The organism is Streptomyces californicus, from assembly GCF_000717645.1.
Lineage (GTDB): Bacteria > Actinomycetota > Actinomycetes > Streptomycetales > Streptomycetaceae > Streptomyces > Streptomyces californicus.
The window spans coordinates 378,203-398,352 of record NZ_JNZZ01000016.1 but is presented as its reverse complement, the minus strand read 5'-3'; the positions used below and the strand labels follow the sequence as shown (position 1 = coordinate 398,352).

Below are 20,150 nucleotides of genomic sequence, written 5' to 3'. Positions count from 1 at the left end.
CCGCCCGGACCGGCCCGCCGCCGCCCGGCGGCCTCACCGGTCCGGCGCGGCGTCCGGACGCGCGTACGTACGGCCCTTCCAGGCCGCACCCCGCCCCCGGTAGTGCTGGACCGCCGAGTCCACCGTCATCAGCAGGTAGAGCACGGCCGTCACCGGCAGCAGCGGCCCCAGCCACGGCGACTGGCGGTAGTACGCCAGCATCGGCAGGTACGTCGCCGTCATCACCGTCCACGCGGCCCCGCCCGCCCAGGCGGCCGCCCCGTCGCCCGTCAGCACCCCCGCCACCAGCGTCGCGGGCGGCGCGACGTACACGAGCAGCAGCCCCGGCACCGTCCCCGCCAGCAGCAGCGGACTGTGCCGCAGCTGCGCGTACGCACTGCGCGCGACCATCCGCCACAGGTCCGCCAGCCGGGGGTAGGCACGTACGCTGTCCACCCGCTCCGCGAGCCCCAGCCAGATCCGGCCGCCGGCCCGCCGCACCTCCCGGGCCAGCGACACGTCGTCGATCACCGCCTGCCGGATCGACTCCGGGATCCGCGCCCGCTCGGCGGCCCCGGTGCGCAGCAGGACGCAGCCGCCCGCCGCCGCGGCGGTCCGCGACCGGTCCCGGTTCACCCGGCGGAACGGGTAGAGCTGCCCGAAGAAGTAGACGAAGGCGGGCACCACCAGACGCTCCCAGAAGCTCTCCACCCGAAGCCGCGCCATCTGCGACACCAGGTCGAAGCCGTCCGGGCCCGAGGGGCCGGCGGCGGCCACCAGATCGCGCAGGCTGTCCGGCTCGTGCGCGATGTCCGCGTCGGTCAGCAGCAGGAAGTCCGGCTTCTCCCGCCGGGCCACCGCGATCCCGTGCCGCAGCGCCCAGAGCTTGCCGGTCCAGCCCCGCTCCGGCTCCCCGGGCGTCACCACGGTCAGCGGCAGCCCCCCGTACCGGGTGGCCAGCTCCCGGGCGAGCCGCCCGGTGCCGTCGCTGCTGCAGTCGTCGACGAGGATGATCCGCGCGTCCCCCGGATAGTCCTGGACCAGCAGCGACGGCAGGCTCACCGGCAGCATCTCCGCCTCGTCGCGGGCCGGCACCACCACCGCGACCGACGGCCACCGCACCGGGTCCTCGCGCCGGGGGAGCCGCTGGTCCGTCCGCCAGTAGAAGCCCTGGCCCAGGAGCAGCCACCCCCACACGATCAGCGAACCCACGGCGATCCAGGCAACGGCGCTCATCCGCCGAAGTCTGCCCCACCGAGCCCGGTCCGCAAGGGCTGTCGGCTAGGGTGACCGGGTGAAGATCGCGCTCATGGACTCCGGAATCGGCCTGCTGGCGGCAGCGGCCGCCGTGCGCCGCCTGCGGCCCGACGCCGAACTGGTGCTCTCGTCGGACCCCGGCTCGATGCCCTGGGGACCGCGCACCCCCGAGGAGCTGACCGCCCTCGCCCTGGACGTCGCACGCGCCGCCGCGGCCCACTGCCCCGACGCGCTGATCATCGCCTGCAACACGGCCTCGGTCCACGCCCTGCCGGCGATCCGCGCCGAGCTGGAGCCCGCGCTGCCGGTCATCGGCACCGTGCCCGCGATCAAGCCCGCGGCCGCGGGCGGCGGCTCCGTCGCCATCTGGGCCACCCCGGCCACCACCGGCAGCCCCTACCAGCGCGCGCTGATCGCGGAGTTCGGCGGCGCCGCCGAGGTCACCGAGGTCCCCTGCCCCGGACTCGCCGACGCCGTCGAGCACGGCGACGAGGCCGGGATCGACCGGGCCGTCGCCGCCGCTGCCGCCCTGACCCCCTCCGACGTGCGGGCGGTCGTCCTCGGCTGCACCCACTACGAGCTCGTCGCCGGCCGCATCCGCGACGCCGTGCAGCGCCCCGGCCGCCCGCCGCTCGCCCTGCACGCCTCCGCCGGAGCGGTCGCCGCCCAGGCGCTGCGCCGGATCGGGGCGGACCCCGCTCCGACGGCCGAACCGTCCGGCACCCTCACCGTGCTCCGGGGCGGCAGCGTCGCCGCCCTGCCGGACGCCGCGCTGACGTACGCCGAAGGCCGTGTCCTGGCCGCCGGAACGCCCGTCCGCTGACCGGGCCGCCCTCGGCTCCGCTTCGCCCGATCGGCCCCCGCCGCCCCGGCCGGGAGGGCCGAACGCGGCTACGCTGCCGCATATGACGGACCACCCCGACCAGGCCGCCCACGGGTCGAGCCAGGCGCCGCCCGCGGAGTGGAACGGCCGCGCCACCAACCGCTTCCAGTGGCTGCCGGCCCTCGCGGGCGCCGGCTGCGTGGCACTGGGCATCGAACTCGCGCTGGACGGCGCCTGGACCTCCGGCATCGCCCCGCTGCTGATGTCGGTGATCGGCTGCCTCGCCGCCGGACTGCTGATCCTCTTCGGCACCCTCGCCTTCGTCCACGTCGCCGTCAGAGTGGACGGGGACAGCCTGGAGGTCCGGTGCGGACACGCCGGACTGCCGCGCCGCCGGATCCTGCTCAGCCATGTGACGGGCGCTGAGTTCGTCCCCCGGATCACCCCGCGCCACTGGGGCGGCTGGGGCTACCGCTGGCGCCCCGAACAGGGCACCGCCGTCGTGGTCCGCAGGGGCGAGGGCATGGCCCTGCGCCTCGGCGACGGCCGCACCTTCACCGTCACGGTCGACGACGCCGAGGAGGCCGTACGGTTCATCGGCGCACGCCTGCACCTGCCGGCCGCGGGCGGGCGCCCGCGCGACTGAACCCGTCCGCCCCGGCCTGCGCGGAGCCCGGCCGCCGACGCACCGCCCCGTACCGCCGACGCATCGCCCCGTACCGTGTGCGCGCCGCCCCGTACCGCCGCCGGTGGTCCGTGCCGCCGCCCGGCCGCCCGCCGGCCCCCGCTCACGCACCGGCCCGCGCAGGTCGACTCCGCCGCTCACCGCCGCCCACCGTAGACTCCGGCGGGTGACCGCCACCATGACCCCCGTCGACGAATCGCCGCCCCCGGCGGCACCCCGGACGACCGGACTGCCGCGCCGGCTCCTGCGCCCGGCGGCCGCCGTCCTGTCCGGGCTCCTGCTCTACGCGAGCTTCCCGCCCCGGACCGTGTGGTGGCTCGTGCTGCCCGGGTTCGCGCTGCTCGGATGGGTGCTGCACGGACGCCGGCTCCGGGCCGCCTTCGGCCTCGGGCTGCTGTCCGGGCTCGGCTTCATGCTCCCCCTGCTGCGCTGGACCGGCGAGGACGTCGGCCCGGTGCCGTGGCTGGCCCTGGCCACCGCGGAAGCGCTCTTCATCGCCGTCGGCTGCCTGGCCATCGCCGCGGTGACCCGCCTCGCGTACTGGCCGCTCTGGGCGGCCGCCGTCTGGACGCTGGACGAGGCGGTCCGCGCCCGGATCCCGTTCGGCGGCTTCCCCTGGGGCAAGATCGCCTTCGGCCAGTCCGAGAGCCCCTTCCTGCCGATCGCCGCGCTCGGCGGCACCCCGCTGCTCTCCTTCGCCGTCGTGCTGTGCGGCTTCGGGCTCTACGAGGCGGTGCGCCGGGGCGTGGCGTACCGGAGCACCGGGAAGATCCCCCGCGCCGCCGTCGCCGGGGCCGCCGCGAGCGTCCTCGTCCCGGTCGCCGGAGCGTTCGCCGCGCTGCCGCTGGTCGACGACTCGGCGGAGAACGGCACCGCCACCGTAGCCGCGATCCAGGGCAACGTGCCGCGCCTCGGCCTCGACTTCAACGCCCAGCGCCGCGCCGTCCTCGACAACCACGCCCGGCGCACCGCGCAGCTGGCCGACGAGGTGAAGGCGGGCAAGGTGAAGCAGCCCGACTTCGTCCTGTGGCCGGAGAACTCCTCCGACCTCGACCCCTACCTCAACGCGGACGCCCGCGACATCATCGACGGCGCGGTCAGGGAGATCGGTGTCCCCACGGTCATCGGGTCGGTGGTCGAGAAGGGCTCCGACAGCCTGCGCAACACGCTGATCGAGTGGGAGCCCGACAAGGGCCCCGTCGCCACCTACGACAAGCGGCACATCCAGCCCTTCGGCGAGTACATGCCGATGCGGACCGTCGCCCGCTTCTTCAGCGAGGACGTCGACCGGGTGCAGCGCGAGTTCGTCCCCGGCACCGAGGTCGGCGTCTTCGACCTGGCGGGGACCCGGGTGGGGCTCGTGACCTGTTACGAGGCCGCTTTCGACGACGCTGTGCGCGACACCGTCACCCACGGCGGGCAGATGATCGCCGTACCGAGCAACAACGCGACGTTCGGCCGCAGCGAGATGACCTACCAGCAGCTCGCCATGAGCCAGGTGCGGGCCGTCGAGCACGGGCGTGCCGTCGTCGTGCCCGTCACCAGCGGCGTCAGCGCGGTGATCCGGCCCGACGGCACGATCGTGGAGAAGAGCGGGATGTTCACCCCCGACGCCCTCGTCGAGGACGTCCCCCTGCGTTCGTCGCTCACCCCCGCCACCCGCATGGGGCCCCTCCCCGAGGGCCTGATCGCGCTGCTGGCCCTGGCGGGCCTCGGCTGGGCGGGTGTCACGGCGGTCCGGGCGCGCCGGACCGGGGGCACCGCGCGATAGCACCGGATCCGGCCCCGTAGGCTCGCTCCATGGCCACTCCCGACTTCATCCGTGACATCCGCGCCACCGCCGGGCACCAGTTGCTCCTGCTGCCCGGCGTGACGGCCGTCGTCTTCGAGGACGAGGGGCGGGTGCTGCTCGGACGGCGCGCGGACACCGGCAAGTGGTCGGTGATCGGCGGGATCTCCGAACCGGGGGAGGAGCCCGCCGCGACGGCGGAGCGCGAGGTGCTGGAGGAGACCGGCGTCCACTGCGTGGCCGAGCGGGTGGTGCTCACCCAGGCGCTGGCCCCCGTCCAGTACGCCAACGGCGACCGCTGCCAGTATCTGGACGTCACCTTCCGCTGCCGGGCGACCGGCGGCGAGGCACGGGTCAACGACGACGAGTCGCTGGAGGTGGGCTGGTTCCCGCTGGACGGGCTCCCGCCGCTCGGGGAGTTCGCCCTGTTCCGGATCAAGCAGGCCCTCACCGACGGCCCCGCCTGGTTTCAGCCCACCCCGCGTACACCCTGAACCTCTACCTCACCGTGAAGGTCCCCGTGGCTCCGGTGAACGGCGTGATCTTCCCCAGGAGGCTCTTCGCGTCCCCGTGGTGCACGATCCGGTAGGCGCCGGGTGCGGTGTCCGGTGCGATCCTCCAGGTGATCGTCGCCTTCGAGGTGCCGGTCAGACCGTTGAGCCGGGTCCAGCGGTAGGTGGTCTCCCAGTCACCGTCGTCCAGCACCCGCTTCCACGTCCCGTTCTCCAGCCGCTGCACCTCCAGGAAGGTGGAGCCCCGGCGGACGTCGTTCTTCGGGTGACCGGTGGCGAACTCGGCGGTGGCGGTGGAGCCGCGCGCGTACGAGCCCTCCGGGGCCTTCAGTACCGAGCCGAACGACTTGCCCGAGGGCGGGTTGTCGTACACGACCCCGGTCTGGAAGGTGAACTGCCGCCCCGACTCGTCCGGCGGCGCCGTGCCCCGGTCCAGTGCGGTGCCCGCGCGCAGGGAGTCCGCGATCCGGGCGTACTCCTGCTGGTAGGCGGGGAGCGTGTAGCGGCCGTACAGGGTGGAGCCGCCCTCGTAGTTCTGGGTGTCGTACTCCTCCGGCGTCGTGACGTACTGGCTGTAGGCGTTGGCGTACCCCTGGAGCAGGACGCGGTCCAGCGGAACGCCGAGGCGCTCGGCCACCGTGCGGCGTACGCGGAGTCCGGAGGCGATCGTGAACTCGCCCGGCGCGGCCACCAGGTGCAGCTCGCCGATCTTCATGATCTGCAGCGGGAGCCGCTTGGGGGTGACCGGGTGGACGTCGCTCAGCAGGCCCGTGGGGATCAGGCTCGCCTTCGGGTACTGGCAGGCGGCGAGCCAGGAGGGGGTGTCGACGCGCAGCGCTTCGAGGATCGGGGCGATCGGCGTGCGCATGCCCTCCTCGAAGAGGGGGATGGCCGGACCGTCCTCGACGCTGCCGGCGAGCGTGGACGCGCCCACGACGGCGGGGCAGGTGCGGTGCTCCTCGCCGTCCGGGGTGTACGCCCCGCCGACGGTCACGTCCTCCATGTCGACGTAGGCGAGCCGGGAGTCGACCCCTCCGGCGACCGGCTCGGCGTCGCGGTGGATCTCGCGGGCCTTGTCGAGCTGGCGCTCGCCGATGATGCGCGCGTTCTCGAACTCGTCCTCGGTGGGCCCGGACCCGGGCTTGAGGTTGAGGTTGGGGGACATGTCGCCGGCGTTGGTGTTCGGGAAGGCCGCGACGAATCCGGGGGTGTCGTCGAGGTAGCGCACGCCCTCGTGGCCGTGCTCCCAGGCGTAGGAGGCGTAGCCCTTGTTGTCCGGGCTGATCAGCGTGTTCTTGTTGGTGATCGAGGTGTTGTGGGTGGCGAACCAGTTGATCGCGCCCACGTCCTCGCCGCCCTGCCGGAAGCGCAGCACGGTCATCGCCGGGTCGATCGCGTCGGGGAAGGCGGCCCGGTCGGCGGCCGGGTTGCGGTCGAACGCCGCGCGGGAGCGGTTGACGCTGGCGTTGGTGAGGGTGCCGGTGCCCAGGCTCATGGTGCCGGGCTTCAGGTCCTGGTGCGCCTCGGCGACCGAGTCGGTGATGCCGTCCACGATCGCCCGGTAGGTCTTCTTCTGGAAGCCGAGGACGGAGAGGTTGTAGGCGACGTTGTGGGAGTAGCCGCCCGGCCCCGAGTGGGTGTGGGTGGCCGACAGGAGCACGTTCTCCTCGCCGTACAGGCTGCCGTAGCGCTCCTTCAGCCGGGCGAGGACGCCCTGGCGGACCGACTGGAAGATCATCGCCAGATCGGCGTTGACGTACACCACGCGCTTGCCGCTCGCCCGGTCGACGACGACGAAGGCGCGCGACCGCTGGCGCTGGTGGATGCCCGAGGTCTTCTGGTCGAAGCTGGAGTAGCCCATCATCCCCGTCTCGGCGGCCTCGCCCGTGACGTCGGAGATGCCGCGCCCGATGAGGTACTCCCCGGCGGTGTCCGAGGCCGAGGCGGGGGAGGGCGCGCCGAGGGTGACCGCCGCGAGGACGGCGGTCAGGACCGTGACGGGGAGCCTGCGCCGGGAGCGGCGGGCGGCGGGTGGTGGCATGGGACCTCCTGGGACGGGAGCGGGCGGCATCCGGGCCCGGTCGGCGGCTCACCGATGTACGGGCGCCGGGACGGTGCCCCGACCGTAGAGGAGTGTGACCTGCGTCGCATAGATGTCTACCGGTCAGTAAATCGTTCGCGCCCGGTGTCGCACCGAGGGCGCAGCGTTGACATGTGCATGGCGCATTGTTCTACTGAGTGGCGGATGAATTGGCCAGTACGGGAGGAGGATATTCATGCAGGCAGTCGAGGAAAAGGTCCAGGGCGGAACGGACCGGAACGCCGATGACGTATTCGATCTGGTGATCGGCGATCTGGAACAGGAAATCCCGCCGCTCGCTTCTCCGACGAACTCGGGCAGCGGCACCGCCTGTGGTACGTGCGCGGGCGTCTACTGCTGTTGACGCGTGTCGGGTGGCGTCGGCCCGGTCCGGCGCCACCCGGTCGCGCGTGTACGTCCCCCAGCGACGACACGGAGGGCCGCTGTGCCGGATTCACCCCTCGACGCCGAAGTGCTCTGGGAGATGCCCGCCCCCGACAGCCCGGGTGAGGCGCGCGGGCGCGAGGCCCCGGCCCGACTCCCCTCGTCCGCGCGGCGCGTGGTCGACGCCGTGCGCGAGGGCGCGGCGGGCGCCATGTTCCCTCCCGTGGTCGGCGCGGGCCCCGAGGGGACGGTCGCGGTCGACCGGCTGCTCGGCGGCGAGGCTGACGCGCGGATGCTCGAACGCGCGCTCCGTGACGGGCGGTTCTCGCCCCTGCTGGAACTGTGGGAACGGCTCGACGACTGGTGCGCCCATTCCGCACCACGTTATTCGGGCGTTGTTTCCGCCGGAATACTCGACATCACGAACGCGGATGTCTTCGGTCCCACGGTGTCCGAGGCATTTGTGGCCTGCGCCGCGGGAAAGCCGCGTCACGCCCGTGAGCGGGTGGCCGAGTGGGGAGCGCGCTGCGAGGAATTCCTGACGCTCTTCCTCGACCGGCTGGAACGGGACATGGCCGCCTGCTGGCCCGCCGGCCCCGCGTTCCGAGGGCCGGTCGTCGGGCTGTGGGCCCACGGCGAGGAGACCCACAACGGGCGCCAGCGCGTGCTGCGCCTGGACTGCGCCGGCGGCGGTCGGATCGCCTACAAGCCCCGCCCGGCCTCCGGGGAACTGCTGTTCACCCGGGCCGGCGGCGCCGGGCCGCCCGCCTCGCTGTTCGACCTGCTCAACCGCGCGCCCGCCGCGTCCGGAGAGATCCGGCTCCCCGTGCTGGACTGCCGGCCCGGGAGCGGACCCGGCTACCTCTGGCAGGAGTGGATCGAACCCCCCGCCCAGTGGGGCCCGATCCGCACGTCCGGACGCCGGGAGCTGTCCGCCGCCCGCTTCACCCCCGAGGAGTCCGGGCGCTTCTGGCACCGCACCGGCTCGCTGACCGCCGCGATGTTCGCCTTCGGCATCACCGACATGATCGGCGGCAACGTGGTCACCGGCAGCAGACCCGGCGACCCGGAGCCGCTGCTCTACCCGATCGACCTGGAGATCTACCTCTGCCGGGTCCCGCGCCTGTACGACACCGGCCTCCTGCACGACGCGACCGCCGAGATCGACCAGCACCACGTCGGGCTGGAGCGCTTCGCCCGCTGGTGCGCCGCCGAGGGGCCACCGGTGTGCTGGGCCGAGGAGCCGTCCGGAGGGCTGCGCCTGCACCGGCGCAGGGTCTCCTTCGCCCGGGACGAGACCAGGAACGTCGTCGCCGACACCGAAGGGCGCACCGGCTACGGGCCCTACCTGCCCGCTCTGCTGCGCGGCATGTTCGACGCCTGGACCCTGATGTGCCGCCGACGCGCCGAGATCGCCGCGTTCTTCGCCGCGGCCGCCCCCGGCCACCACGTACGGGTGCTGCGCCGGCCCACCTTCCAGTACTTCGACGCGCTCGTGCCCCGCTGGCTCTCCGGCGGCGGCGCCGCACCCCGCCCGGCCGATCCGGACGTACGGTTCGACCGGGCCGAGACCGAACAGCTGCGGCGCATGGACGTGCCCTACTTCGTCCGCCCGCTGAGCGGCGGCCCGGTGCTCGCCGTCGAACCGCCGCCCGTCCCGTTCGGCACGTCCCCCGTGGCGGCCCGGCCCGAACCCGAGGGCGGCTGGCCCCCGCTGGCGGAGCTGCTGGAGGGCGCGAACCTCACGCTCGCCGGTCTGGGGGTCGCCCTCCGGGACGCCGTGGAGCACGTCTTCGACGACGTGACCGACCACGTCGTCACGGACGAGGCCCTGGGGGTACGGCTGCACCTGCAGAGCCCCGCCGAGGGGCAGGTCTCCTTCGACTGGCCGGAGGCCGGGCGCCGGATCACCTACCGGTGGGACCGTGCGAAGGTGCGGCTGGGCGTCGACCCCGTCGACGCCCCCGAGGCTCCGGTGGAGCCCGCGCCCGCCGGGGAGATCCGCCGCCGGCTGCTGCGGCTGGACCGGCTCGACGGCGCGGTCCGGATGCCGTGGGCGGCCGACGGGATGCGCGACGAGCGGGCCGAACGCCGCCTGCGGGAGCTGACCGACGCCGGGATCGCCTGGCTCGCCACGATCGTCGCGGAACACGGATGGCCGGGGCACGCCCTGGTCGGCGCGGAGGCGGCGGCCGCCGCGAGCCGCCTCGTACAACACGCGCGCGGACACCTCGACTTCCGCCGCCGCTGTCTGGAGCTGATGCGGGAGGCCGCCGGGCGACGGGACCTTCCGTGGCGCGAAGTCGCCTACCTCACCGATGAATTGCGCGTCGACGAAGGGCGCCCGCAGGTGTACGGGACCAAGTTCGAGCCGGTGGCGGGCCGGTTGGAGCCCTGGCCCATCGAGGAGCCGGAGCGGGTGGACCAGCGCCGCGCCGCCTACGGCATGGACCCCCTGGCCGACCACACGGAGCGCATCCGGCGCCGGTTCCCGCTGGGTGACGTGGTGCGCGACCCGTCCGGGCGCCCGCCCCGGGAGGAGGCGCGCGACCCGTCCGGGCGCCCGCCCGGGGAGGGTGCGCGGGTCCCGTCAGGGCGACCGCCCCGGGGAGGCACCGTACGGGCCGAGGCGGAGCCCCGGCCCCCGGATTCGGTCGAACGGACGTTGACCGGAAGGGAAGCGACATGAGCACGCTCGCCCCCGGGACCCGCGGGGCCCCGCCCCGCGGAGTCGACTGGGAGCTGTTCGCCCGGAACCACTGGGACCGGGAGCCCGTGCGGCTGACCGCGCCGCCGCCGTTCGGCCTCGACCGGGTCCATCCCCTGAACGTCGCCTCCTGCGCGCCGTTCCGCGCCGGAACGCGGTTCTGGGTGATGCCCGACGTCCGGTTCCTCGCGGGGGACGGCTGGCTGCGCGCGCCCGGCGCCCTGCTGCCCGACGCGGATGACCCGACCCTGGACGCCCACCTCGACCGCCTCGACGCCGATCTCGCCAGGCAGGGCTATCTGCTGACGGTGCGTCAGCCGCTGCTTCTCGACCACGCCCTGTGGTCCGCCGTGCGCGACGCGGTCAGCGGCCTCTGGCGTCAGGTCGGCTGGCCCAACCTCCCCGTGGTGGCCGAGGTGTTGACGGGCGACCGGTTCACCCAGCACGTCGGCGCGGCCGAGGCCCCGACGCACGCCGCGCTGACCTGGGTGCTGCGCGGGCGGATGGACGTGAGGCTGTGGGACGAGCGCGGCGGGCCCCCGCCGGAGACCATCGCGGACCCGGACCGGGACGTCCCCGGGACACGCGCTCTGAGCGCCGGGGCGGGGGAGCTGCTGTACTGGCCCGGCGACCACCGGCACGTGGACGTCTACCGGGACCGGTGCGTCGCCCTCCGCCTGCGCGTCCCGGTCGACCGGACGCTGCCCTTCACCGCCCTGCGGGACCTCCTCGCCGATCTGGTGCACGCGGGCCGCGGCGGCGACGAGACCGTCCCGTACTTCCCGTTCGGCCCCGGCACCGCCGTCGACGGCCCGGACGGTGTGCTGCCCCGGCTCACCGCGCTCGGCGACGACCTGCGCACGGTCGTGGACGGGGAACACCTGCGCAGAACCCTGCGGATCCGCTGGGCGGCGCTGCGCTCCGCCGCCGGCCTCGAACCGATCCCGGCGCCCCGCGGGGGCGCGGCGATCACCCGGTCCACCCGTTTCCGCCGCACCGGCGAGATCGTCCGGATGGCCGACGGACCCGGGCACGAGGTCTGGGCGGTGGAGGGGAACGTCTTCACGCTGCCGAGAGCCGCGGGCGACCGGGTGTACGCGGCTCTCGGCGACGGCGGGGAGACCGGGGCCGACGAGGTGTGCCGCGCCCTGGGGGCCGACGGCGACGGGAACGCGGCGACGGTGCTCGCGCTGCTCGACAAGCTGTACCGGCTGCGCGGCATCGACCTGGTCGACGAGGAGCGGACGCCATGACCCTGACCGTTCAGAAGACCTTCGACTGGGACACCTTCACCGAGCGGTTCTGGGACCGGCGGCCCGTGCTGTACAAGGGCGTGGACACGGTGCCGTTCGCCGAGCCCGAGGTGTTCCGGGCCGCCGTGCTCGGCAGCCGTCCGCCCCACCCCCTCGCCGTTCCGGGCAACCTCCAGTTCCTCGTACGGCGACGGCAGCAGACCCGGCCGTACGACTACCTGCCCGAGCCGTCCGACGGCTCCTTCGACGGCTACGAGCGGCGCATGGCCGACCGGCTGGACGGGCAGCGCTACGCCCTCGTCGTGCACCGCTTCCACTCCTTCTCCCATCCGCTGTGGGACCGCGCGCGCCGGTTCTACGCGGGGCTGTGGGAGCGGGTCGGCCAGCCCACGCACAGCGTCGGCTCCACGATGTTCCACGGCTCCTACGAGCACAGTCCGGTCGGCGTGCACCAGGACCGGTTCGCCACCTTCATGTTCTGCGTACGCGGCGCCAAGCGGATGCGGTTCTGGGCGCAACGGCCGTGGTCGGACCCGGTGCACACGGTGCTGGACTACCAGCCCTACCTGGCGTCCTCGTTCGTCGCGGAGGTCGAGCCGGGCGACCTGCTCTACTGGCCCTCGCGCTACTACCACGTGGGCGAGAGCGCCGGGGACACGCCCGCGACCAGCGTCAACGTGGGCGTCCCGCGCCGTGAGCACCGGCCGTACTACGAGATCAAGGACCTGTTCCGGGGCACCCGGGCGGCCTCCTCCGCCCCGCTGTTCACCCCGGACGCCGACGCGGACGGCCGCCTCGCCGCCGAACTGCCCACCGCCCTGGCCGACGCCGTGGACGCCTTCGCCGCCGAGCTCGCACAGGACCGGTTCGACGACCGGGCCACCGGCCTCGCCCTGCGGGTCAGGACCGCGGGCGGCTTCTGGCCCACCGAACCGCCCGCCACGCCGAGCGCCCTGGACGACGACACTCCCGTACGGCGGTCCGCCCCGCTGCTGCCCGCCCCCGGCGACGGTCCGCGCGCCTGGGCGGCGGGCGGCCACACGACCTCGGGCCGGGTCGGCGCCGAGGCTCACGCGGTGCTGCGGCGGCTGGCGGCCGGGGAGCCGGTACGGGTCGGGGAACTGCCCGAGTCCGGGCGTGCGGAGGTCCGCCGCCTGCTGGAGGAACTGGAGAGCTTCCGTGCCGTCACACGCGCCGACCCCCATTGACCGTTCACCGTACGGGGGCGGCCTCGGGCAGGCCGATCCCCGGGACGACCGCCCGCCCCACGAGCCCGCCCACCGGCAGGCCGCCGCCGACGTGGTCGCCGAGGTCGCGGAGCGGCTGGCCGACCCCGGGCGGGTCGCGCGGATCGCGGGCGCCCCGGACAACCTCATGCACTACCCGGGCGACCCGCAACCGGTCTGGGACCCGCTCCAGCTCTCCGACGGCCACCCCGGAGTCGCCCTGCTCCACGCCGAGTTGGCGGCCGGGGACACCGCGGCGCGCGAGCGGGCCCACGCGCACCTGTCCGCCGCACTCGCCTCCGGGATCCGGCTGCTGCCCCAGTCGCTGTTCGGCGGAATGGTGGCGCTCGCGTACGCCGGGCACACCGCGGCTCTCGGCTCCGGCGGCTACACCACCCTGCTCACCGGACTCGACCGGCACATCCTGGACCAGGCCCGCACCCGGGCCCGGGCCGACCTGGAACGGTTCCGGGCCGGCGAGCCCGCCGGCGCGTGGGCCCGTTACGACGTGCTCGGCGGCACCGCCGGGATCGGCCGCTATCTGCTGGCCCGGCACCGGGCGGCGGAGAGCCGGGAGGCGCGGGAGGCGGCCGGAACCGCGCTGACCGAGGTGCTCACCTCGCTCGTCGCCGCCGCGACCGCCGACGACATCGTGCGCCACGGCACCCGGCTGCCCGCCTGGTGGATCACCGACGGCCTCGACCACGGGCTCGCCGAACACGTCAACCTCGGCCTCGCCCACGGGGTGTCCGGCCCCCTCGCCCTGCTCTCCACCGCCTGGCTGGCGGGCGTGCGGGTCGACCGCCAGGACGAGGCCGTCGAGCGGACCGTGGCGCTGCTGGCCCGGCTGGCCACCACCGACGAGGCCGGTCCGCGCTGGCCGCACCTGATGACCCGGGAACGTATCGCCGCCGCAGACCCGCCGGAGCGCGGCCGGGACTCCTGGTGCTACGGCGCGGCGGGCACGGCCCGCGCGGTCCACCTCGCCGCCGCCGCGCTGGACCGGCCCGACTGGCGGGCCGAGGCCCGCGCCGCGCTCCTCGGCGCGCTGACGGCGGCGGGCGACGACCTGATCCGCGACTCCGCGCTCTGTCACGGCTGGTCCGGACTCCTCCAGATCGTCCTGCGCACCGCCCACGGCACCGCCGATCCGGCCCTCCACACCGCCGCCGACCGGCTGGCGCTCCGGACGCTGGAAGGGTTCGATCCGAAGGCGCCCTTCGGCTACCGCTACGCCCACGCACTGGCGCGCCGCCCCCTCGACCGCCCCGGCTTCCTGGAGGGCGCGGCGGGCATCGCCCTCGCCCTGCACACGTACGCCACGGGGAAGCCGCCGGTGACCTCCTGGGACGGCGCCCTGTTGCTGACCTGACCTGACCTGACCTGACCTGACCTGACCTGACCTGACCTGACCTGACCCGACCTGACGCGGCGGCATCGCCAAGGGCCGGACCGTGTTGCGCGCGCGGTGTACGTACGGGACCCGGGACGCCCGCTCAGCGCGGCGGCCCCCGCCACAGGTTCCGCACCCGCAGCCATACGTCGCGCGCCTGGCGGCCCGCCGCCGTCCGGCTCCGCGCCACCAGCTCCCGCGCCTGTTCCGGCGTCTCCACCATCGGGCCCGAACCGCGCAGCGGGCGCCCCGCCGTCTCGTGCAGGAAGAACGTGGACACCAGCCCGATCACTCCGGCCACCATCAGGTAGTACGCGGGCACCATCTCGTTCCCCGTGGCCTCCACCAGGCCCGAGGCGAACAGCGGGGTCGTACCGCCGAACAGCGACACCGAGATGTTGAAGGCGATCGACAGCGCGCCGTACCGCAGCCGGGTCGGGAACAGCGCGGGCAGCGTCGAGGCGGCCGTCCCCGCGAAGCAGACCAGCAGCAGACCGAGCACCCCGCAGCCCAGCGCCGGCAGCAGGATGCCGCCCTGCCGGATCAGCAGGAAGGCGGGCGCGGACAGGGCGATCAGGGCCAGGCTGCCCGCCATGAACACCGGTCTGCGGCCCCACCGGTCGGAGGTCCGCCCCACGGTGGTGATGAGCAGCACCACCAGCAGCATCGTGCCGAGGACCAGGAGCTGGGAGGTGGTCTCCGGCTCGCCGAGGGTGGAGGACATGTAGGTGGGGAGATAGGACGTCACCATGTAGTTGGTGACGTTGTACAGCAGCACCAGGCCCATGCAGATGAGCACGGCCTCCCAGTGCTTCGTGAAGATCTCCTTGAGCCGCCCCTTGCCCGACTGCCGGGCCTCCTCGACCGGATCGTCCTCGCCGCCGGACCGCGCCTCGGCGGCCTGGTACGCCTCCTCCTGCTGGAAGGCGGGCGTCTCCTCCAGCTTGAGCCGCATGTACAGGCCGATGATGCCCATCGGACCCGCGACGAAGAACGGGATGCGCCAGCCCCAGTCCGTCATCCCGTCCGTGCCGAGGACGGCGGTGAGCACGGTGACCAGGCCGGAACCGAGCGAGTAGCCCACGAACGTGCCGAAGTCGAGCCAACTGCCCAGGAAGCCCCGCCGCTTGTCGGGGGCGTACTCCGCGATGTACGTCGTGGCGCCCGCGTACTCCCCGCCGGTGGAGAAGCCCTGCACCAGACGGCAGACCAGGAGCAGCAGCGGGGCCGCGAAGCCGACCGCCGCGTACGTGGGCAGGAAGCCGACGGCGAACGTGCTCGCCGCCATCATGATCATCGTGAGCGCCAGGACCTTCTGCCGCCCCACCCGGTCGCCGAGCGGCCCGAAGACCAGCCCGCCCAGCGGACGCACCAGGAAGGCCGCCGCGAACGTCGCGAACGTCGACACCACCTGCGCGCCCGGCGAACTGGCCGGGAAGAAGACCTTGCCGAGCGTCCCCGCGAGATAGGCGTAGACCCCGAAGTCGAACCACTCCATGGTGTTGCCGAGGGCCGCGGCCGTCACCGCGCGCCGGACCTTCGGCGGATCGGTGACGGTGACGTCCCCCTCGCGGAACGACTTCTTGCGTCGGCGGATCAGGGTGCGGACCATGCGGTCCACGGCCGCGTTGTCATTTCCGCGCCGGGGGTTACGCCCCCGCCGTGCCGGTCCGGCCATCGTCCGCCCTCTCCGCCCGCGAGGACGGCCGCCGTGGTGGGGCACGGGGCGTCCCGGAGCTCAGCGCCTCCGATTCTGGCCCCGCCGCACCGTCCCGGCCTCCCGGGCGGTGCGCACGGGTGAGGCGGTCAGCGGACGCCGCCGGGGCGGTGCACCGTCACCTCCCCGTGGGCCGCGAGCGCGGAGCGCAGGTCGCCGGGGGAGCCGCGCAGGGTGGCGTCGAGGAAGGCGCGGGTCGCGTCCGCGGTGGTCCGGATGCTCTCCGTACGCCCCAGGGAGCCGACGACGCCCGGGACCGGCGGCAGGTAGAGCGGGGCGTCGGTGAAGGTGAGGTGCGCGGCCCCGGGGACGGTCAGCCGGTAGTTCACCGCCGCGCCGGACTCCAGCACCCGGGTGAGCCGCGGCAGATAGTCCGGGTCGGTGTCCGGGCCGATCTCCTGCGTGAGCGCCAGCACCGGCTGCTCGACACGCCCTCCGTCTGTCCCGTGCGGATAGCCGTCCAGGTCGACGACCGCGTCGAACCGGGCGTCCTCGCGCGCCGCCACGAGCGCCGCCGCGCCTCCGATCGAGTGCCCGGCCACCGCCACCCTCCCGGTGTCGAGCCGCCCGGCGAGCGGCCCGTCCGCGCCGCCGCTCCCCACGCGCTCCAGCCGGCTGAGCACCGCCCGCAGATCCGCCGCGCGCGTCCGCGTCCACCCCACCGCCAGCGCCTCGTCCTTCGCCGGGTCGCCGGTGGCGGTGACCCGGGTACGGAGGATCCGGCCGTCGGAGAGGACCACGGCCGCCGCGTCGTACGGGTGGTCGACGGCGGCCACGACGTAGCCGTGGGAGGCGAGTTCCTCGGCCCAGGCGGTGTTCTGGGTGCGCACACCACCGAGCCCGGGGGAGAAGAGCACCACCGGGAAGGGGCCGCCGTCCTCCGCCACCGGAGCGCCGGGCACCGCGTGGGTCCGGGCGCGCGGCAGTCCGTCGAGCAGGAACCCGGGTACGCCCGAGTAGTCGGCCAGCGCCGCCGAGACCGTGCGCGCCTCCGCCTCGGTCCGCCCGAGATACGGGGCCCGCCGGGCGTCCCCCTGGCCCCGCCCCGCCGGATACCAGAGCTGTACGACGAGTGGACGCGCCCCCTTCTCCCCGTCCGCGCGGGAACGCTCCTCCGCCCGGTACGTCTTCTTCCCCCGGGCCCGGTCCGCCGCGGGCACGGACCACTCCAGCGTCCGTGTGCCCACCGGGAAACGCCCCGTCGGTCCGGGGAAGTCCGGCACCGGAAACGCCCACGCCGCCACCGGCCCCGCGACGACGAGCGCCACGCACACCGCCGACCCCGGCAGCGCCGCCCACCACTTGGCCCGCCGCGGCCTCCGGCCGGAGCGCCGCGCCCGCCACCCGGCGAGTGCGAACGCCCCCGCGACGGCGGCCGCGCCCACCACCGACGCGAACTGCCAGCGCGGCCCCGTCAGGGCGAGCACGGCCACCGAGCCCACGAGCAGCGCCCCCGAGCCGAGCGCCGCCGGGCCGCGCCACCGCCGGGGAAGCCAGCGGGCCAGGACGAGGACGAGGGCGCCGAGCACCGTCAGGGCTTCGGGGGCGGACAGCGTCGCCCCGGTCGATACGGTCATACGGCCATCGTCGGATCCGGTGACGGCCCGGCACATCGCGCTTACGTCGCGACCGTGTGCGACCTGAGGCGCATGCGGCGGGGCGGCCCGTCATCCCGCACGGGTACACCGGACCGGCCGGCGGCGGACGTGGGACAGTACTCCCCAGCGGAACCAGGACGTTCCGCGTACGGGGGAGGACCAGGACATGGATCTGTTCGACGTGGAGCCGGGCGGGCGGGACGGCCACGGGCCGGACACCGGGGGCGGCTGGTCGTGGTGCGGCGTCATCACTGTCGGGGTCTTCGTCCTGCTCGCGGTACTGATCAGCTGGGTCTTCGGCCTCATGGGCCGCATTCTCTGAGCGCAGGTCTCCCGGCCCGTCCCGCTGCGTGCCGCTGAGTGCCTGTGTCCCGGTCCGGCCCGCTGCGTGCCGCTGAGTGCTTGTGTCCCGGCCCGGCCCCGCTGAGTAGTGCTGAGCGCCCTTCTCCCGGTCCGGCCCCGCTGCGTGCCACCGGTCGGCGCGGTACGGTCGCCGGCAGAGGTCCGGCGCCCGGCGCGTGTCACCCGGCCGGCCGCCCGGCACGGAGAGCCGGCAGAGGAGAGCCATGAGCGTCGACGACGAATTCCGCCGCAGGATCCGGTCCGACGTCCCCCACTCGGCGCGCGTCTGGAACGCCTGGCTGGGCGGCAAGGACCACTACCCGGTGGACCGGGAGCTCGCCGAGGCGGTGAGCGCCGCCTACCCGCAGATGGTCGACATCGCCCGCGCCTCCCGCGCCTTCCAGATCAGGGCCGTCCGCCACCTGGCCTCGGCCGGGGTGCGCCAGTTCCTGGACGTCGGCACCGGGCTGCCGGTGGCGAACAGCACGCACGAGGTGGCGCAGAGCATCGCGCCGGAATCACGGATCGTCTACGTGGACAACGACCCGATCGTCCTCGCCCACGCGGAGGCCCTGCTGACCAGCGCGTCCGAGGGGAGCACAGCCTACGTGGAGGCAGACCTGTCCGACGTGGACGCGGTCGTGGACGAGGCGGCGAGGACCCTCGACCTGTCCGAACCCGTCGCCGTGCTCCTGCTCTCGACCCTGGGCCATCTCGCCCCGGCCGACGGGATCGACGTGGTCCGGCGGTACCTGGACCGGATGCCGTCGGGCAGCTACCTGGTGCTGTGCGACACGGTCAAGACGCCGCAGACGCTGGCCGCGCAGGAGGCGTACGCGTCGGGCGACAACCCGCCCTACCTCGTCCGCGAGCCCGAGGAGATCACCGGGTGCGCCGAAGGGCTGGAGCTGGTCGAGCCCGGATTCGTCCCGATCGACCGGTGGCGGCCCGAGGAGGACGACGCGGTCCCGGTCGACCAGTGCGGCCTCGTCGCCCGCAAGCCCTGACCCCGGCCGTACGGAGGGCGCGCGGCATCTCCGGACCGCCTCGGGCCCGGGTGCGTGCGCCCGGAACGAGTGCGCCTCCTGCCCCGCGCACCCCGGACCCTCTTGATCCCCGTGTGCCCGGGCTCCCGCCCGCCCCGGTCAGTCGCCCCGGCGTCGGGCCGTGGTGTCCTCGCGCAGTCGGCCGGTGTGGTGGGTGAGGCCGTCCACCCGATCCGCCAGTTCCTGGTGGTCCGAGGCGAGATGGGAGCGAAGGTCGGCGAGCGGAGCGACCAGGTCGGCCGCGTCGTCGCCGCCGAGCGCTTCGCGGAGCCGGGCCAGTGAGGGGCCCGCCGCGGCGGGCAGGTCGGCCAGTGCCGTGATACGCCCGGCGAGCGACCGCAGGTCCGCCGCGTTCTCCCGGGCCCACGTGGTGATCGACCGGTCTCCCGCCCGGCGGTCCCGGGTCGCCCGCACCCGCTGCTCCCCGGTGCTGCCCTCGGGGCCGGGCCGCAGACGCAGATAGCGCCGCTCGGCCGCTTGACGGCTGGCCACACCCAGGGGGTCGGCCAGATCGGCCCAGCTCGCCCCCGCCGCGCGCGCCGTCTCGATCAGGCCGCTCTCCCAGCCGGCGAGCCTCTCCCGCACCTCGCGCAGGAGCTGGAGCGAGGCGAGGGCCTGGGCGCGGTCCGTGGCCGGGGGTGGACCGTAGGCCGTGTCCTCGTCGCCCGCGCGTGCATCGCGGACCGCCTCGTCGATGGTTCGGAGAGCCGCCCACGCGGCGAGGAAGGAGACGGCGTCCGGATCGGGAGTCGGGGGCTGCTGGGGCTGTGGGGGTGGGGGCATGGGGCTCCTCGGAGTGATGGACGATCGTCATTCTTTCGGTGACACGCCTTGTTGTCGTCGAATGGATGACATGCTACAACAGGGGCAGGTGAAAGCGTGGGCTGTCCGCCCGAACGACCGGAGGTGTTTCCCGTCATGCTGATGCGTACCGACCCCTTCCGTGAACTCGACCGGATCACCGAGCAACTCCTGCGCCCCGGCACCTGGTCGCGTCCATCGGCGATGCCGATGGACGCGTACCGGGAGGGCGACGAGTACGTGGTGGCTTTCGACCTTCCCGGTGTCTCACCGGAGGCGATCGACATCGATGTCGAACGGAACATGCTGACCGTCAAGGCCGAACGAAGGCCCGAGGTCGACACCGGCCAGGTTCAGATGGAGCTGTCAGAGCGGCCGCTGGGCGCCTTTTCCCGCCAGATCGTCCTGGCGGACACGCTCGACACCGAGCGGATCGACGCCGCATACGAAGCGGGGGTGCTGACCCTGCGTATCCCCATCGCGGAGCGCGCGAAGCCCCGGAAGATCGCCGTCGGCGGCGAGTCCCGGCGCAAGCAGCTCAAGGGCTGATCCAGGTCA

Annotated in this window: 17 protein-coding genes; 12 read left to right on the top strand and 5 right to left on the bottom strand. The window is 74.4% G+C overall.

Annotated features, from left to right (window positions below):
- Positions 1–33: 33 nt before the first annotated feature.
- Entirely contained in the window at positions 34–1,215 is a 1,182-nt protein-coding gene (locus tag IF19_RS0122185) for a glycosyltransferase (protein WP_030276785.1), read from the bottom strand.
- A gap of 58 nt (positions 1,216–1,273) precedes the next feature.
- Here IF19_RS0122185 and IF19_RS0122180 point away from each other — a divergent pair, with 58 nt between their 5' ends.
- The 4 genes from IF19_RS0122180 (at position 1,274) to IF19_RS0122165 (ending at position 5,027) form a co-directional block, all read left to right on the top strand.
- Entirely contained in the window at positions 1,274–2,059 is a 786-nt protein-coding gene (locus IF19_RS0122180; RefSeq protein WP_030120424.1) for a glutamate racemase, read from the top strand.
- Positions 2,060–2,141: 82 nt separating this feature from the next.
- Positions 2,142–2,705, top strand: a complete 564-nt coding sequence (locus tag IF19_RS0122175) for a hypothetical protein (protein ID WP_030276783.1) — start codon at positions 2,142–2,144, stop codon at positions 2,703–2,705.
- A gap of 217 nt (positions 2,706–2,922) precedes the next feature.
- Complete coding sequence (lnt, locus tag IF19_RS0122170; protein WP_030120426.1) at positions 2,923–4,515, top strand: apolipoprotein N-acyltransferase; 1,593 nt, start codon at positions 2,923–2,925, stop codon at positions 4,513–4,515.
- 29 nt (positions 4,516–4,544) lie between these two features.
- Positions 4,545–5,027: an NUDIX hydrolase gene (locus tag IF19_RS0122165; protein WP_030116686.1), complete on the top strand. Its 483-nt coding sequence runs from the start codon at positions 4,545–4,547 to the stop codon at positions 5,025–5,027.
- A 4-nt stretch (positions 5,028–5,031) separates the two neighbouring features.
- On the opposite strand, the gene IF19_RS0122160 is transcribed toward IF19_RS0122165, so the two are convergent.
- Positions 5,032–7,086 (bottom strand): neutral/alkaline ceramidase, encoded by a 2,055-nt coding sequence (locus tag IF19_RS0122160; protein ID WP_030116687.1) that lies wholly within the window; start codon positions 7,084–7,086, stop codon positions 5,032–5,034.
- A gap of 235 nt (positions 7,087–7,321) precedes the next feature.
- Between IF19_RS0122160 and IF19_RS1000000137765 the strand changes: the two genes are divergently transcribed.
- The 5 genes from IF19_RS1000000137765 to IF19_RS0122135 all read left to right on the top strand — a co-directional run bounded on the left by IF19_RS1000000137765 (position 7,322) and on the right by IF19_RS0122135 (position 14,067).
- On the top strand, positions 7,322–7,489 hold the full coding sequence (locus IF19_RS1000000137765) for a hypothetical protein (protein ID WP_167345048.1): 168 nt from the start codon (positions 7,322–7,324) through the stop codon (positions 7,487–7,489).
- Positions 7,490–7,570: 81 nt separating this feature from the next.
- Positions 7,571–10,198: a type 2 lantipeptide synthetase LanM gene (locus IF19_RS0122150; protein ID WP_234310490.1), complete on the top strand. Its 2,628-nt coding sequence runs from the start codon at positions 7,571–7,573 to the stop codon at positions 10,196–10,198.
- Positions 10,195–11,469, top strand: coding sequence for a hypothetical protein (locus IF19_RS0122145; protein ID WP_030116692.1), 1,275 nt, complete (start codon positions 10,195–10,197; stop codon positions 11,467–11,469). The genes IF19_RS0122150 and IF19_RS0122145 overlap by 4 nt, the downstream gene beginning before the upstream one ends.
- On the top strand, positions 11,466–12,677 hold the full coding sequence (locus IF19_RS0122140) for a JmjC domain-containing protein (protein ID WP_030116693.1): 1,212 nt from the start codon (positions 11,466–11,468) through the stop codon (positions 12,675–12,677). Before IF19_RS0122145 ends, IF19_RS0122140 begins: the two co-directional genes overlap by 4 nt.
- Complete coding sequence (locus tag IF19_RS0122135) at positions 12,649–14,067, top strand: lanthionine synthetase C family protein (RefSeq protein ID WP_234310488.1); 1,419 nt, start codon at positions 12,649–12,651, stop codon at positions 14,065–14,067. The genes IF19_RS0122140 and IF19_RS0122135 overlap by 29 nt, the downstream gene beginning before the upstream one ends.
- A 124-nt stretch (positions 14,068–14,191) precedes the next feature.
- On the opposite strand, the gene proP is transcribed toward IF19_RS0122135, so the two are convergent.
- Complete coding sequence (proP, locus tag IF19_RS0122130; protein WP_030116695.1) at positions 14,192–15,700, bottom strand: glycine betaine/L-proline transporter ProP; 1,509 nt, start codon at positions 15,698–15,700, stop codon at positions 14,192–14,194.
- A gap of 194 nt (positions 15,701–15,894) precedes the next feature.
- Entirely contained in the window at positions 15,895–17,382 is a 1,488-nt protein-coding gene (locus IF19_RS0122125; protein WP_199807299.1) for an alpha/beta hydrolase family protein, read from the bottom strand.
- Positions 17,383–17,569: 187 nt separating this feature from the next.
- On the opposite strand from IF19_RS0122125, the gene IF19_RS1000000137760 reads away from it, so the two are divergent.
- Entirely contained in the window at positions 17,570–17,725 is a 156-nt protein-coding gene (locus IF19_RS1000000137760; RefSeq protein ID WP_167345047.1) for a hypothetical protein, read from the top strand.
- A gap of 244 nt (positions 17,726–17,969) precedes the next feature.
- Complete coding sequence (locus tag IF19_RS0122115; protein WP_030116697.1) at positions 17,970–18,752, top strand: SAM-dependent methyltransferase; 783 nt, start codon at positions 17,970–17,972, stop codon at positions 18,750–18,752.
- Positions 18,753–18,890: 138 nt separating this feature from the next.
- Here the strand turns inward: IF19_RS0122115 and IF19_RS0122110 are convergent, their stop codons facing one another.
- Complete coding sequence (locus IF19_RS0122110; protein WP_030116698.1) at positions 18,891–19,574, bottom strand: hypothetical protein; 684 nt, start codon at positions 19,572–19,574, stop codon at positions 18,891–18,893.
- 135 nt (positions 19,575–19,709) lie between these two features.
- On the opposite strand from IF19_RS0122110, the gene IF19_RS0122105 reads away from it, so the two are divergent.
- Complete coding sequence (locus tag IF19_RS0122105; protein ID WP_030116699.1) at positions 19,710–20,141, top strand: Hsp20/alpha crystallin family protein; 432 nt, start codon at positions 19,710–19,712, stop codon at positions 20,139–20,141.
- The last annotated feature ends 9 nt before the right edge of the window (positions 20,142–20,150 follow it).